Genomic DNA, 15,697 nt, shown 5'->3' on the forward strand with positions numbered 1-15,697 from the left:
TCGGTCTTTTTTTATGTCTTTTGTTTTATAAATTAGTTATTTAACAATAAGATTTTTACTTGTTATTTCTCCGTTATTAGAAATGACGATTCTGTAAGTTCCTGTTCTCAGCGTTGAGATATTGACTTTTGTTTTTTCGGTTTCCAAAGATCCAGTTGCAATTAATTTTCCTGATAGATCCATAATTTGGTAAGTTGCACCTTTCACTGCATGAGACAGAGAGATATTCACTTCACCTTTTGCAGGGTTTGGATAGATGGCAAAACCTTTATTCAAAGCAGATTCAGTCACGGCAAGGTTTTTATTGATATTAAATCTGGCTGCATTGACAGCGAAATAAATATTGTTTACCGCTTTCACCATAATTCTTGCATTCCCATTATCTTCATTAGGAAGAGTCACTGTTGCAGTTCCTGTATTAGGAACGCTTTCTGCAAGCACAGTGTTGTAGGTAAGTCCGTTATCGGAAGAGATCAAGATCTGAACATTTTCTGTACTGATGGGCGCTATATTGGTGCCCGCTACATCCCACGTTACAGTCATAGAGCTTCCGCCTACATAGTTTGCGGCAGCATCCTGAGAGGTCACTTTGAAAGGGCCGGATGCTGTCACCGTCACTTTCATCAGGTCTCTTGCAGACTGGTTTCCGGTAGCCTTGTTGTCATTTACCAAAAGTGAAAAATTCAAAGTTCTTGCTACTGTAGGGATCATTTCCCATTTAGAATTCAGGGTGTTAGCAGCTATAGAAGCCATTGCCGGGAAATATCTTGTTTTGGAGCTGGTTGGTGTGTATGATCTGAAAACTGTTCCGCCTGTTGCTGTTGCAGTGGGTGGTTGTGGGTTGACAGTGATGGTTGCGGTGTCTGTCTGCTCCCAAAGATAAGATAGGGTATCGCCGTCAGCATCGGTCCCTGCACCTGTTAAGGCAAAAGCAGTCCCGTTAGGAATGGTATAGTCTAAACCTGCATCTGCAGTAGGCACTGTATTATTGTTAGGTGTTTTCACAGAACAATCTGTTCCTCTGGAAATGAAGTTGTACATTTCGTTTACGCTTACCGAATGAAAATAAGGATCGCTATGTGTCTGTACATTATTGTTTGCCAAACAGATTCCTGCGTATGCCATAATGGTAGTACCACTTCCTGGTTCTACTGCGGTGCTGTTGTTGGCATTGCCACTGCAAGATCCTGTATTAGCACGAAACGTGTGATTGCCTCCGAACTGGTGTCCCATTTCGTGCGCTACATAATCTATATCATAAGCATCAGCGCGTGGCGCACTGGATCCGGTTACACCCTGCGCTTTTCTGCTGCTACTGCAAGGTGACTGTAAGGAGGCAATACCACCACCACCGGTACTGAAAATGTGGCCGATATCATAAGAAGAATTACCTACTGTTGCATCTGTAAACGCTTGATTTTCTCCTAATAAGGCTGCACCGTCATTGTTTGTAAATCCTGGTCCATAAGCATCTGTGCCGATGGAAAGCAATAGATCGTTGTTTGCAATCAAGACCATTGTAAGAGAAACTGTTTTTTCATAAACGCCGTTTACTCTTGTCATAGTTGTATTCATAGCTGCTAATACCGCTGCTTTTTTCTGATCTGTTGTTCCGGCGGAGAGTCCTGCTCTGTTGATGTGGTAGTTAGAATATTCTACCGTGCTGGAAAGAGCCAAACGGTATTTTCTAAACATTCCGTCCCTTACGATTGGAGCTTTCAGGGCAATGGGCTCCGCAGTAGGTGGCGTTTGGAAATTTGCTTTTTCAAAATCGCAATTGAAACGTTCCGGATCTGCGGGCAAACTGCTTCTCTTGTAAACGATATAGGTTGACATATCATTGGAGTAAGTATCCATATAACTCACATCCCAGTTGTCAAAATACATCACATTAATCCCATCAAAAGGTGAAATGCTGAATCTGATAGAATTTCCATTTTCGTCTTTCTGATAACCAATGTAAGATTTGATTCCAGGATATTTATCAGATAATTCTCTTTCCATGACCGGCGCTTCCAAAACCACATAATCTACCAGTTTTCCGCTGGCGTTAGGGAATTTCAATACCAGATTCTCACTTTGAGAACTGCGGTTTGGGGCTTTGGCAAGTTCAGATTTGATACCTTCAACATTTAAGCTGAAAAGTTTGTACGCTGCGGGAGTTGTTTTTCTGTCTTTTAACCCAGATTTTCCAGTGAAATTTTGAACCGGTGTCCAAAAATTCTTTTGTGCACTTAGTAAAATAGATCCTATAATACCAGCTGCTGTGAGTAATTGTTTGATCATTATGAATGAAATATTATGGTTTAATTGATTGATAAATAGGGTGATACATGTTGATTTATTTCTTTTTAAAAAGAATTTACATTATTAATTTTTGACTGTAATTTGACCTTTGTTATATTGACGTATCAAGGGCTAAAAATAAAAAAAAACAACCAAATATTACTATTTGGTTGTCATTTTAACATCATTATTGTGGTATTATTGAGTGATTGTCACTTTCGTTCCCTGCGTATGTGCATTCATCTGCGGTGCATAGTAGTTTTGCAAAGTGGTAATTCCATTGCTGAATTTTCCACTGGCGTTCGCAACGTAATCATATTCGAAGACATATTTTCCTTTTGGCATATACTCGATGTAAAAGTTGGTGGAAGCATCTTTTGTGGATTGATAATAACCCAAATTGTTTTTCCATTCGTAACCCGAAATCACATCCAGTGGTTCAAAACCTGCCGCTCTCATATCTTTCAAGTGTATGAATTCCATATTTCTGTCGGTGTTCAGAATCATTCTTACCGTTACTTTATCGCCAACTTTCAAAGGTGAATTTTCAGAAATTCTCACCAATTCTTCGCCGTTTTCGGTTTTGATTTTTTTGTACAATTCTTTCGTAATGGAAATATAACTTTCCGAAGATTTTATTTTATCCAAATCCTCGTAATATTGCCAGAACAAACCACCTTGCACAATTCCCGGACTGTCTTTTTTGATGGAAACTGTCGCCAGATTCTTATCTAATTTATCCGAAACTACAGAAGTTTTGAAATATCCTGTTGCAGAAGTTTGAGGAACTGGATATAAATCTTTTTGGCCCCAATTGATTTCTGCTTTATCACTTTCATTAGATGTCCAGGATTTCCCTGAATTCAAAATCGTGAAAATCACTTCCGCAGTTCCACGTGAACTTCCCCAGGAATTCACTTCTTTCTGAGTCACGAGCCAGATTTTCATTTCTTCAATGAAAGTTTCATCTGTCGGAGTCAATTTATTAAACGCTTCCAAAGCTCCCGCGTGATTCACGGTTTTGGAAGAATACCAACCCCAATCGTTCAGATTTTGTTTCCAATAAACACCTTGCGTTTCCGTATCTGTAGAAGTTTCTTTCAGATAAGTCATTAATTTTTTCGAGACATCTTTCAAACCATAATTATTAAATAATAATGCAGCTCTATGTAATCCAAAGAAAGTGAAATCGGTAATTTTTGCTGTCTTAGCTTTTGCTGTTACCAAAGTTTTCAGATTCGCACCTTTATTTTTTAAAGGATATTCTTTTTCCCAATAATTTCGGGTGTCGAGATAATCGATGACGAAGTTGTTCCAAACATTGTCCTGATCTGTCTTCCAATATTTATTCACTTCATTATCAACATAAGAAACCAGTTTTTTGACCATTTCTTTTTGTTCAGAACTTTGATAATCCGCCACATTTCCTTTCAGCCATTCATTGATTTTTCCAAGATTTTTTAAAATATAAAGTGAATTGTAATAAGAACTCGGATAACCTGCATACCAAGAAAAACCACCATCAGGATTTTGCAATTTCTGCAATTCAATCCAATCATTTTGAATGGAGTTTCGCATCGTATTCGCATCAAACAATCTCGCCAGTTTTTCCATTTGTTCGGTTTCGTTTTTCGATTCCAAGACCCAAGGCGTTTCTTCCAGCAACAATTGTTTCAGCTCCTGATTTTTTTCAAGATTTGAAGTCAGTAAACCTTTCGATTGATATTCATCAAAAACCGTTTTCAGTTTCGGATTGGCTTTGAAGATTTCCGAAGCCAAAACATCCGCAAACCATTTGTTGAAGATGACATCCGCAGAATTGTTCGTGTCATTTTTCAAACTTGGCAATGCAAACATAATTTCCCAAATCGGATTCGTCGTCAATTCTAAAGTGTTGGAAACATTGGTCAAAGTTTTAGAATTCGAGTTTTTCAGATTTTCCAAAGTGAAGGTTTTCGTCTGCCCTTCTTTCACAAAAATCGGAAGCGCATCCGTCACCAACATTCTGTTTGGCAAAACTGCGATTGCTTTTTGTTCGCCATCTGAGAAGTTTCCTGCTTTGGCAACGATCTTAATGATAATTGATGAAACATCATTCGGAACTTTTATTTTCCAATTCACGACAGAATTTCCGTTTTCACTCATTGTAAAAGTTTGTTCTTTATTAAATCCAGAAACCGCCGTCAATTGACTAATCCCGAATTTTTCAGAAATATCTTCATTCGTAAACGCATCCAAAATCTGCAATTGCGCCACACCATTCAGTTTTTGATTCACCAAACTCGATAGTTTTGATTGAAGATTCAGTTCATCACCTTCACGCAGAAATCTTGGGTAATTTGGCGTGATAGAAAACTCTTTCTGCGTCACCACGGATTTTTCCAAAGTTGCAGAACGTGCATCTTTAGTATGTGCCAAAAACAACAATTTCCATTGTGTCAAAGCTTCCGGCGAAGTGAATTCAAAACTTACATTGCCATCTTTATCCGTCAAAAGATTCGGATAGAAAAATGCTGTTTCGTTGAGGTTTTGACGAACCGGGATTTTGTCTAAACTTTCGTTTTTTTTCTGAGCAGAATATCCTGCTACGACAACTTCTTCAATTTCTTTATTTTTACTCATTGTATCTCTGGAAATCTGTAGTCCTGCAACTTTTCCGCTTAATTGATTTGCAACTGGAGCCATTGCCATTTCTGAGTAAATCATATTTTTTGTTCTCATTTTGACTCCATAAATTTCTCCATCAAACCAATTAAACTGTGGACTATTAATATTATAAGTCTTTAAATATTTAGAATTCTTATTAAAATTTTCCTGACTTAAACCATTTCTCAAATCATACGAACTCTGGAAAAACTGAGCATAAAATCCTTGCCAGTTCCAACTATTAGAAGCAAATTGGTCAAGCGATTTGTCATACATACTTGCTAAAACTTCCGCATTGATTTTCTCTTTATCCACGCCAGAAACTTTCACGGTCCATTTTTCTTTTTGTCCCGGCTGAAGTTTGTCGCGGAAGGTAACCGTTTCAATTTTCAAATCATCTTTGCTATCAGCGATTTTCAAGTCAACATTCTCCGTTTTTACATCATTAAACGCAACCAATTGAAATTGTAAATTAACCCTCGAAACCGATTCATCTTTCGGAATCACAGTTTCATATTCCAAAATTCCATTTTTGAAAGAATGCGTTTCCGTCACCGTTTCACCTTTTCCATTTTGAATAAAAACGTTGACTAAAGCATCAGGAACGGCAGAGTAAACAAACACTTTTGCCTTTTCACCACGCTTGAAATCCTGTTTTGGTTTAATGGCTTCCAGGAAAGGTTTTTGATTTTGTCCAAGCGATTTCTTATCCCAAACTTTGAAGAATTGCTCCGTTTTAATCGTGTCTTTCCCCTCGATATTGTAAAGTTGAAGTTTGTAAGTTCCTGCTTCCAATTTCCCCAAATCTAAATTGGTTGTCGGTTGTTTGTTGTCTGAATTTGTCAGGCTGAGGCTCTCGAAGCCCTTCGCATTGTTAGGCTGAGGCTCTCGAAGCCCATCAACAATTACTTTTTCGACCTTCCAGTTTTTCTCTTCACCAGTTTTATCAAATCTATCGTGCGGGAATTTTTGCACAAATTCTTCCTTAGAAAGTTTTGGCAAGTCCTGAATTGTATTTTCAAATTGGCTTCTGAAAATCTGCTTCGGTTCTTCCAGTTTTTCCAGTTTTGCATTGTAAGATTTTGCAAGAACTTGGTCGTTGTAATTTTTCGTTGAAACAGTCAGTTTTACAGCTTCATCAGAGAAGATATTGTCAACATTGTCCGCCGAAATGTAATGAGAAACCGAAGCCACTTTCACATTCGTATCGGCAGATTGAGTTTCGCCGTTGATGTCCGTCACAGAAGCGTTGATGGCGTAATTATCAATCTGAATACCTTCTAAAGTTTCGTCTTTTTTAAGCTCTACTTTGATGGTGAATTCGCCTTTTTCATTGGTTTTTGCGGTTCCAAGAATTGAGTTTTCGTTATCATTTCCACGCGGATACCACCAGAAGTAGCGCCAACGGATATTCTGCTTTTTGATTTCATAATTCACGGTCGAATTGCTCAATGCAACGCCAGAAAACATCATCGCTTTTCCTTTCAGCTCGATGGTTTGGCCGTATTTGTACTCGACCTTTATCGGTTCAAAAGTCACTTCAAACTTCGGACGTTTGTATTCCTCAACCTGAAAATCTGCATAACCGCTAATGTTATAAGCGGAATTATTATCGTCATCAACTTCGATATTGAAATTCCCGTTCAGTTTATTTTTAGGCAAAATAAAGCTGCCGTTGACAGAACCAAATTCATTGGTTGTCAATTTTAAAGTTTGTAAGTCTTCGCCGTTGGTATCGTTCAAAGTGATATTCAACTTTACTTTTTCCAGTGGTTTCACTTTTTGGGTTTCACCGTTGATTCCTGTTGCAATCGCTTTGAAATAGACGATTTGACCGGGTCTGTAGATTTTTCTGTCTAAGAAAATTTGTGCGCTTTCCTGATTTTCAGATTTGTTTCGGTTGCCATAGTCATAACCGTAAACATTGATCATCGAAAAATTGTTTCCATTCTTCACGAGGAAGTTTCTGTAATATTCTTGATTTGCAGAATTTGGAAACTGGAAATTTCCGGATTTGTCGGTTCTCACCGTGTATTTTGTAACTGCTTTTCCGCGTACATATTCGGTGATATCAAGGTTTTCATTAATGAAAGCTTTTCCGTTTTCGTTATTGACGAGTTTCAGAATATTCGCTTTTGGATTGCTGTCGTCTTTTTTAGAAAAGATAATTTTAGAATCTGAAACAATGAAATGATAATTCCTCTGAACCGAATTTTCCACCACATATTCCGCCAGATAAATCCCTGCTGGAAGTGATTTCAGCTCCAAAGATGTTTTATGAGTTTTGAAATCCGAAGATGCTGGCAAACTGAATTCATCCTTTCTGACCAACGATTTTTTGACCTTGGAAAAAGGCGTTTTGTAAGAATCGAAAACATAATTTAGAAATCCTTGCGAATCATCTTTTACTTCATAAATATTCAATGAAAATTGCTTCACATTTTTACCTTCCGCAACGATGTGAATCGGTTTGTTAGGTTGCGTTTCTTTCTCGTAAAACAGATTAAGTTGCGGATTTTTTATTGCATTCTCTTTGTTAAGAATATTATTGATGAACTTCGATTTTGGATATAATTCTTTCGCTTTGTTGACCCAAACCAAAGCCGTTTTGTTATCCTCTTTTTGCTGAAGAAGTTCAATCATTTCATCAATCATCAGAACTTTGTAGTCGCCTTTCGCAGATTCATCGCCTACCAATTTTTCAAGTTGAGCAAGTTTATCTTTACAATGATTCAATTCACAATTATAATTGATTTTCTGATGTTGGAAATACAGTTTTGAATTCCCAGAATTAGCCGAAATCTCCGAATCATAAATATCATTGATTTTCTTTGAATTGACTTTCAACTCGTTGGGTGTGAAGAGATTTTGATTTCTCAAAAACTCGATGTAATTGAAATTTGACCAGTCCAAAAGAGTAGGGAAGTAATCCAAATTTTCTGTCGCCTCAAAGATTTCTTTGTATTTCTGAGTCTGAATGTTCTTCAAAACCGAATTTTCTTTCTCCAATTCTGAATAATTTTTAGTCAAGAAATTCTTGAAATCCAGTTTACTCCAGGTCTCGATTTGTGACAGATTTTGATTGTCGATATTCGTTTTCTGATTGATTTTCCAAGAATTGTTATCGTAATAATCGTTGATGAATTCCAACGTCAAAAGGTGAAATAATTGTTTCTCATCGCCTTTCAGTTTGGTTTTCGTGCTTTGTAGTTTCGAAAAGAATTGGGAGTTTTCATCATTCTGAGTATCGTCGTGCGTTTGCTTCAGGATGCTAAACTCCGCTTTCAGAGATTTGATGATTTGGATGGCATTGTTGTCTTTCATCGCTTGGTTTTGAATGTCCAGAATGATCGGAAGATTACTTTTGTAAGTTCCTTTTTTGTAATTTTCTTCCACTTTTTTCCATTGAGAATCGTAGTAATTCTGCGCCGAAAAATTGATGAAGAAGAGCATCAGCAAGAAAACTGAGACTGATTTTAATAATTTCATAGGTTTATTTTTCTCTTGTGTAAGATAGTTTTTTCCGACCTTTGTTAAAGGAATATGTCGACATTAAATTTAGTAAAAAAATATGTGATTGACAGTCAGGTGTATGTTTCGCTGATGGGAACAATGTTGGCTGCATTTTTTATGTTGGAACAGCACATATTCCGCTGGCCAAGTTTACTGTTGATTTTCATCACATACTTCAGCGGTTATCTTTACACCAAATATCAGAATCAGAAGAAGATATTCATCAAAATTCTGGTGTTCAATAGTCTCTGTGGGATTTTGAGTTTTTTGTTAATAGTCTTTAATCATAACGAGATCAGGCTGTTAAAATGGGCAGTGATTGTTGTTATGGGTCTGCTTTACAATTCCTTTTTTCTAGAAAAATTTATCCGAAAAATTCCTTTATTGAAAATATTTTATGTTGGTTTGACGTGGGCTCTGATTAATTCTTGGCTCATTCTCCCAGATTTTGACTGGCCCATATTTTGGATATCTTGGCTGTTGATATCTGCTTTGGTGTTGCCCTTTGACATTAGAGATATGAAAAGTGATGATGTGATGACCTTTCCCAGATTGATTGGTGTACAGAAAACAAAAAATGTGGCTTACGTGATGGTTTTTGTGGCTGGCCTGTTTAGCTTCATTTTTCTTGACTACGAATTTGCTTTAAGTTTCTTTATAACAGCTATTTTCATATTTTTAGTGATTTATTTTTCTGAAAATCACAATCACGAATCTTACTTTTCTTTTTGGGTAGAATCTTGTAGTGGATTGCCTTTGTTGGTGTTGTTGCTTCATTGGCTTATAAATTGATACTAGGTTTTTATTAATTAATTTTTGAAGAATATATAATCTGATGCATAAAAATATTTTTGCAGTGCTCTTGTTTTTATGTAGCATTTCTTTGGTCTCTGCACAGGAGCAAGAGAAAAAGGATTCTATCTATTATAAAATCGAAGAGTTTTCTGATAAGAGAAAATTCACCAAGTTTATTCACCGTTTTATTTTCCGAAGAGAGGCGGATTCTGCTTCAGTAAAAACCAGAACAGCAAAACCAGCTCAGCAAACGTATGACGGGAAACTGATCAGAAGTATCACGATAGAAACAATTGACCCCTTCGGTTACGGTTCCAAAGATACCAAAGAAAAAACCAAATGGTACGACTGGTTCGCCAATCATCTTCACAGCAATACCAGAGTTTCTACAGTCAATAATTATTTGCTTTTCAAAAAAGGAGAAGAATACAATGCTCAAAAATTATATGAGTCCGAACGTCTTCTTCGAGAAATGCCGTTTGTAAACCGAGTCAATATCAGTGTTGCAGACAGCACTTCTACAAATGATTCAATCGATGTGGTGGTGAAAATTCTGGATTCGTGGAGCTTGAAACCTAGAGCAAGTTATTCGGGCAGTAAAATTGGAATGGGCGTCACAGAAGAGAATTTTCTGGGCCTTGGACACAAAGCTGATTTCCTTTACAGAAACGATTCCAAGGAGAAACAGGATTATCTTTTAGGCAGTTACACGGCTTATAATCTGTTTGGCTCCTACATCAATGCGCAGGTTTTGGGAGAACGCGATTTTTTTCAAAATGAGAGAATCAGCGTCAGTGCCAAAAGGGATTTTTTCTCACCATTGACCAAATGGGCAGGCGGTTTCACCTTCGAGTATTTTATGCGTAATGTGGCGCTACCATTGGTGGACAGAAGTGCTTTGCCAGAGGTGCAAATTAAAGTGTACAGTCAGGATCTGTGGGGCGGTTATCAGATCCCGGTTTCAGCAAATCCCGAAGAAAAGATTTCCAGTAATATGGCCTTCATCGGACGTTTTCAGAATTACCAGTACAAAGACAGTCCGGGGATAGATCAGTTTGATTATTTCCAGTCTTACAATAGTTTTTTGGCTTCCGTAAGCTTTATCCAAAGGAAATTCTCGGTAGAGAAAAATATTTTCCAGTATGAATTGCCTGAGGATATCTCTTACGGAAATTCTTTCAGTTTGACAGGCGGACTTTTATCAAGAAGTAATGACGTGATGCCTTACGCCGGTGTTTCGGTAGCTTATGGTGATTTTATAAAAATCGGGTATTTTAATATCAAGGCACAGTTTGGAAGATTCTTTAACGAAGACAGTCAGAATCGGGAATCCTTCCGCTTGGATGGGACTTATTTTACTAATCTGATGGATTGGAAATTTGCAAAGGCAAGACATTTCTTTTCGCCCACTTTGGCCTTAGGAAATCCGCAGCACAATTACTCTTACAAAGACAGGATCAATCTGTCGGGTTCTGATGAATTTCCCGCTTACAATGGCGATTACATCGGAACCAAAAAGTTGGTGTTACGCTATCAGCTTCAGCTTTTTGTGAACAAGACCTGGAAGAATTTTCACTTCAGTCCGTACCTTACCACAGCCGTTGGATGGTTGGGGATGCCGAATGACAAACTTCTGAAAACGAACGCCAATACGAAAATCGGAATCGGTGTTTTGATCAATAATCCTTATTTGGTGTTCAACAGGATTCAGATCTCCTTCACTTACTATCCGCGTGTTCCTTTTGATAACAACTCCGTTTTCGACTTCAACAGCAACCGCAATAATCTTTTGCCGCTCAACTCTTTTGGTGCAGATATTCCGCATTTTGTGAATTTTGGCAATTAGAAATCCGAAATGAAATCTTTATCTTTACATCAATTTTGCGTGATAACACATTTGAACGAATTAAAACTGAAAATCATCCAAAGATTGGTTACAGTACTAAATCTACGACTTGCAGCAAAAATCCGTTTTTATCATTCAAAAGTAATGAGAACAGATTTCTAAAAGTCCATAGTATGGCAGCAATGCAGCTTTGAATCATATGTGAAGTCTATTCTTCTTTTTAATTGTTATTTACACTACCGTTTTACTTCGAATAAAATGCTTGTTTTGAGGATTTGGTATGTCAGACAAAATCCTGCTAATTTTGAACCCTAAATGATCATCAATACACTTTCACTTATCAATTTCAAAAGCCACTCCGAGGTTTCTTTTGATTTTTCGCCACAGATCAACTGCTTTGTCGGGAACAATGGCGCTGGGAAGACCAATATCCTGGATGCATTGCATTATCTGTCCGTCGGGAAAAGTTTCCTGGGGAATTCGGACCTTCATAATATCAAATCAGACGAAGATTTTTTTGTCATAGAATCCGAAATTCAGAATGATGATAAGGAAGATATGATCAGGATTCTCCATCCAAGAGAATCTAAAAAAGTCATCAAGAAAAATGATAAAGCCTACGACAGATTAGCGGATCACATTGGTTATCTGCCAAGTGTGATGATCTCGCCTTATGATTCTAATCTGATCTCCGATTCTGGGGAAAGCAGGCGGAAATTTCTGGATGCGATGATTTCCCAGACCGATTCTGTATATCTTTTTGATCTGATCCAATACCAGAAAACCATCCAGCAGAGAAATGCTTTGCTGAAGTATTTTGCGAAGAACAGAATGTTTGATAAAGATTCTTTGGAGATTTATGATGATCCGATTTCTAACTTTGGAACAAGGATTTTTGAGAAAAGAAAGGCGTTTGTAGAGAAACTGAACCCCATTGTTCAGCATTATTACGACATCATTTCTGGAGGAAAAGAAAAGGTTTCCGTGGTTTATGATTCTCATCTTTCAGACCATTCTTTTCAAGAACTTTTATCAGATTCTATTGATAAAGACCGTGTTTTGACTTACACATCCAAAGGGATTCACAAGGATGATTTGATTTTCGAGATGAACGGCAGTTCTATAAAAAAAATAGGTTCGCAAGGGCAGCAGAAATCATTTTTGGTTTCTCTTAAACTGGCTCAGATCAACCGTATCAAAGAACTGACTGGCAAATCGCCGATTCTTTTGCTTGATGATATTTTTGATAAGCTGGATGACACCAGAGTTTCGCAATTGATTGAGTTGGTGAATAAAGAAAACTTCGGACAAATTTTCATCACAGACACGCACAAAGACCGTACAGAAAATGTGGTGAAAAGAATTGATGAAGAGAGTAAGATTTTTGAGATTTAAAAATAGACGTGAGAGATTAGATTTTATCCCATTTTATCTTTTAACGTGATTTTAATGACAAAATACCATTAGAAGTTTAGATCACTTCAAACGAAATACAAAACCCCAACATAGCCCTGATGGGAACGGCATCCTTTTTTGGCAGTGCGGAGGAAAGCTTCAAATTGAATGCTTACCGTCTTTCGCAATGACAAAAAAGATAGAGTGGACAGCAGGTTGAAAAGGTCTTTCGACAGACGAAACCTGATGCTCCTGATGTTTATAAAAAGCTTCCGTCAAAAGAGAATGGTAACAGATCCCGGATGGATTTTGTTTTGATGATCTCTCCGGTTGGCGCTGTAAAATAGATTTCGATCTCTTCTTTTTGCTTGGCTTCATATTCCAAAATAGACTGCCTGCAGCCGCCGCAAGGTGGGATAGGAGTGGAACTGAGGTCATCTTTTGGGCCGCCAATGACAAATAGTTTTTTGATTTTTGCGTTGGGATAATTGGCCGAAGTCCAGAAAATAGCGGTTCTTTCCGCACATAATCCTGAGGGATAGGCGGCGTTTTCCTGATTGCTTCCTGTGATGATCTCGCCATTTTCCAGCAAAAGTGCGCAGCCGACCAGGAAATTGGAGTAGGGTGCATAGCCGTTTTTACGGACTTCTTTGGCTTTGTTAAACAGTGTTTTTTCTACTTCCGACAAGTCATTATAACTGGCGATGGTTTCAAAATTGATCTTTATTTCTTTTTCCATTTTTAAAAATGCAGGGAGGTAAAAATACAAGTTTTATGGAAACAAATTCATATTTCCCGAAAAAAAAGATACAACAGTGATGGTACAGTAGTTTTCAGCGTTTTATTTTGTCTTTTTCTGGGGTTAATATTCGCCAAAAATAAAGCCAGAGACAGGAATTGGGAGATTTTAAAATTTAAATTTCCGGTTGTCTTTCTTCTCGGATATTTTCTTTTTGTTGTCTATTCTTTTTTGAACCTGGCGTTTTGAAGGTTTGGTTTTGACTCTGTACTTCGGAATGAAAAGCGCTTTTTCTACCATTTCAAGCATCTTTTCTGTCACGATTTTCTTATTCGCGAGTTGCGTTCTGCTTTCTGAGGCTGTCATTTGCAGAAGGCCTTCGGAATTGATGCGGTTTTTCAGTTTCTCTGATATGCTTAGCTTTTCCGCATCGGTGAAAAAACAACTCTCGAAAACGGTCCAAATGGCAGTCACAGCCGTTTCTACTTTGTTCACGTTTTGTCCGCCAGCGCCGGAAGAGCGTGATGTTTTATAACTGATTTCTGACGTGAAGTTTTTCATTTGATTTAACAGGTTTTCGATTCAATCATTCTTTTTAATTCCAAACGGCTGACTTTTCCGTTTTCTGTTCGCGGGATTTGTTCTACAAAAATAATATCTTTTGGTTGATGAAATGATTTTTTGTAGGGGATGCTTGCCAGTTGATCGTGGATGGCGTCAGATTCTTGCCCTTCTACTACCAGAATCAATTTTTGCCCAAGTTTCTCATCATCTATACCCAAAAACACCACTTCATTTGGAAGGTATTGTTTTACTAGTTTCTCCAGTTCTTCCGGGAAAATTTTTGCGCCCGCGGAATTGATGACATGGTCTATCCTTCCCAGAAAACGAAATTGTTTGTTGTCTTTGATCTCGACCAGATCATTGGTCTGCAGAACTTCTGCGTTTAGTTTTGGTGCTGAGATCTTCAGGCATTTGCTCTCATCCAAATCAATTTCTACGCCTTCGAAGACCGTGAACCAATCTTCTTGATTTGGGAAGATCTGCTTCAGTGCGATATGCGAAAGTGTTTCGCTCATTCCGTACGTCTCAAAGATTTTGGTTTGAGTGTTTGTGGATTGGAGTGTATGAATGATTTTATTTTTCAAAGTCTCAGAAACGGCAGCGCCGCCGATGATGAGATTTTTGATCAGATGCAGTTCACCCAGAGAATTCTCAACCTGCAAAGGTGTCATTGCACAAAAGTCAATCTTGCTGGTATTATTTTGCAAAGGATTGGTGGAAGGTTCCGTGATTTTTAGATTTAATTTTCTGAGAATGCTCCTCACGACCATCATTTTTCCCGAGATATATTCTATAGGCAGACAAATTAATGCGCTGTTTCCTTCTTTTAAATCCAAAAATTGGCAAGTCATCCTTGCAGAATTCCACATTTTTGATTTTTCTACTTCAAAAATTTTAGGAGTTCCAGTAGAGCCGGAGCTTTGAATTTGGACCGTTTTTGAGTCCGAAAACCATTCTTTTATGAAGTCTAAAACTTTGGTTTCAAATTCGTTAGATGGGATTTGATGGAGGGGTGAAGGTAGGGAAAGGTTGATTAACATTGGCTTTAGCAAAAATTTATTTTATAAAATTATGCAATTTTTTTTAAAAATAATTTGGAAGTTCAGAAAAAAGCTCTAAATTTGCACCACAATAAAGGACAGACCTATGGTGTAGCGGTAACACTACTGTTTTTGGTGCAGTCATCTGGGGTTCGAATCCCTGTGGGTCTACAATATCACTTGATAATCAGTGATTTAAATTAATTACAGCCAATTTTACAGCCAAAAGCAATGTAAAATTGGCTTTTTTATTTTTTTGATATTTCAAGATATTTTAGGAAACATAATTAAAAACCCCGTGAGTTTTAACTTACAGGGTTTTGATTTATTTCTTCTTCTAAAATGATTTAGCCCTTATTTTGTATTGATTTATGAATCAAGACGCCATAATTATAAAATCAAGACAGTTTATTCAGCTTCCTAATTCCAATTGATTTTTTACAAGATTATAATATTCACCTTTATTTGCTGTCAATTGTTGATGATTTCCCTGTTCTACAATTTGTCCATTTTTTAGAACAATGATTTGGTCGGCTTTTTTTACAGTTGAAAGGCGATGTGCTATAATCAGGACTGTTTTTGGATCAATTCCAAAACTTGGGGGCTAGGCAAAAAGCTTAGACAACCTAAACAAGAAAAATGCTTTATCCCGCACACCTCTTAGTTGCAATCTGAAGTTTTTTATTTTAGCATTGAATGACTCGGCGGAAGCATTGGTACTTCTTCTCTCAAAATAATTGAGAATGTCTTTGTAATGGATCATTATGGTTTTCCTGAGTACTGAGAAAGATTTAAATCCTGATTCTTCTACTTCTTTAAACCAATGTGCTAACTTGAGCATTGCCACAGATTTTTGAATGTTTTGATTGTAAA

Annotated in this window: 9 protein-coding genes and 1 tRNA gene; 4 read left to right on the top strand and 6 right to left on the bottom strand. The window is 37.4% G+C overall.

Going from position 1 to position 15,697, the window contains the following annotated elements; genetic code table 11:
- Positions 1–36: 36 nt before the first annotated feature.
- A complete protein-coding gene (locus F564_RS0114215; RefSeq protein ID WP_034981696.1) occupies positions 37–2,286 on the bottom strand; it encodes a zinc-dependent metalloprotease in 2,250 nt (749 codons plus the stop codon).
- A gap of 198 nt (positions 2,287–2,484) precedes the next feature.
- Positions 2,485–8,421: an alpha-2-macroglobulin family protein gene (locus F564_RS0114220; RefSeq protein WP_034981698.1), complete on the bottom strand. Its 5,937-nt coding sequence runs from the start codon at positions 8,419–8,421 to the stop codon at positions 2,485–2,487.
- Between the two features lie 54 nt (positions 8,422–8,475).
- Here F564_RS0114220 and F564_RS0114225 point away from each other — a divergent pair, with 54 nt between their 5' ends.
- From F564_RS0114225 to recF, 3 genes are all read left to right on the top strand, one after another.
- Complete coding sequence (locus F564_RS0114225) at positions 8,476–9,237, top strand: UbiA prenyltransferase family protein (protein WP_185094336.1); 762 nt, start codon at positions 8,476–8,478, stop codon at positions 9,235–9,237.
- Between the two features lie 43 nt (positions 9,238–9,280).
- Positions 9,281–11,086 carry a hypothetical protein gene (locus F564_RS0114230; RefSeq protein ID WP_028123239.1) on the top strand — a complete coding sequence of 602 codons (1,806 nt, stop codon included), beginning with the start codon at positions 9,281–9,283 and terminating at the stop codon, positions 11,084–11,086.
- A gap of 315 nt (positions 11,087–11,401) precedes the next feature.
- A complete protein-coding gene (recF, locus tag F564_RS0114240) occupies positions 11,402–12,481 on the top strand; it encodes a DNA replication/repair protein RecF (protein ID WP_028123240.1) in 1,080 nt (359 codons plus the stop codon).
- 259 nt (positions 12,482–12,740) lie between these two features.
- Here recF and cdd read toward each other — a convergent pair whose 3' ends face one another.
- From cdd to F564_RS0114255, 3 genes are all read right to left on the bottom strand, one after another.
- Complete coding sequence (gene cdd / locus F564_RS0114245) at positions 12,741–13,220, bottom strand: cytidine deaminase (protein WP_028123241.1); 480 nt, start codon at positions 13,218–13,220, stop codon at positions 12,741–12,743.
- 168 nt (positions 13,221–13,388) lie between these two features.
- A complete protein-coding gene (gene arfB / locus F564_RS0114250) occupies positions 13,389–13,781 on the bottom strand; it encodes an alternative ribosome rescue aminoacyl-tRNA hydrolase ArfB (RefSeq protein WP_028123242.1) in 393 nt (130 codons plus the stop codon).
- Positions 13,782–13,786: 5 nt separating this feature from the next.
- On the bottom strand, positions 13,787–14,824 hold the full coding sequence (locus F564_RS0114255) for an acyl-CoA synthetase family protein (RefSeq protein WP_028123243.1): 1,038 nt from the start codon (positions 14,822–14,824) through the stop codon (positions 13,787–13,789).
- A gap of 100 nt (positions 14,825–14,924) precedes the next feature.
- On the opposite strand from F564_RS0114255, the gene F564_RS0114260 reads away from it, so the two are divergent.
- A tRNA-Gln gene (locus tag F564_RS0114260) sits at positions 14,925–14,995 on the top strand.
- Positions 14,996–15,428: 433 nt separating this feature from the next.
- On the opposite strand, the gene F564_RS0114265 is transcribed toward F564_RS0114260, so the two are convergent.
- Positions 15,429–15,697, bottom strand: a 269-nt coding sequence (locus F564_RS0114265) for a transposase (protein WP_028123244.1), incomplete at its 5' end; no start/stop codon positions are given.

This window comes from Epilithonimonas tenax DSM 16811 (genome assembly GCF_000428485.1).
GTDB classification, from domain to species: domain Bacteria; phylum Bacteroidota; class Bacteroidia; order Flavobacteriales; family Weeksellaceae; genus Epilithonimonas; species Epilithonimonas tenax.

Excerpts from the sequence above, each read along its gene's own strand:
- F564_RS0114215 (WP_034981696.1), bottom strand. The coding sequence starts at position 2,286 with ATGATCAAACAATTACTCACAGCAGCTGGTATTATAGGATCTATTTTA.
- F564_RS0114220 (WP_034981698.1), bottom strand. The coding sequence starts at position 8,421 with ATGAAATTATTAAAATCAGTCTCAGTTTTCTTGCTGATGCTCTTCTTC.
- F564_RS0114225 (WP_185094336.1), top strand. The coding sequence starts at position 8,476 with ATGTCGACATTAAATTTAGTAAAAAAATATGTGATTGACAGTCAGGTG.
- cdd (WP_028123241.1), bottom strand. The coding sequence starts at position 13,220 with ATGGAAAAAGAAATAAAGATCAATTTTGAAACCATCGCCAGTTATAAT.
- F564_RS0114230 (WP_028123239.1), top strand. The coding sequence starts at position 9,281 with ATGCATAAAAATATTTTTGCAGTGCTCTTGTTTTTATGTAGCATTTCT.
- recF (WP_028123240.1), top strand. The coding sequence starts at position 11,402 with ATGATCATCAATACACTTTCACTTATCAATTTCAAAAGCCACTCCGAG.
- F564_RS0114255 (WP_028123243.1), bottom strand. The coding sequence starts at position 14,824 with ATGTTAATCAACCTTTCCCTACCTTCACCCCTCCATCAAATCCCATCT.
- arfB (WP_028123242.1), bottom strand. The coding sequence starts at position 13,781 with ATGAAAAACTTCACGTCAGAAATCAGTTATAAAACATCACGCTCTTCC.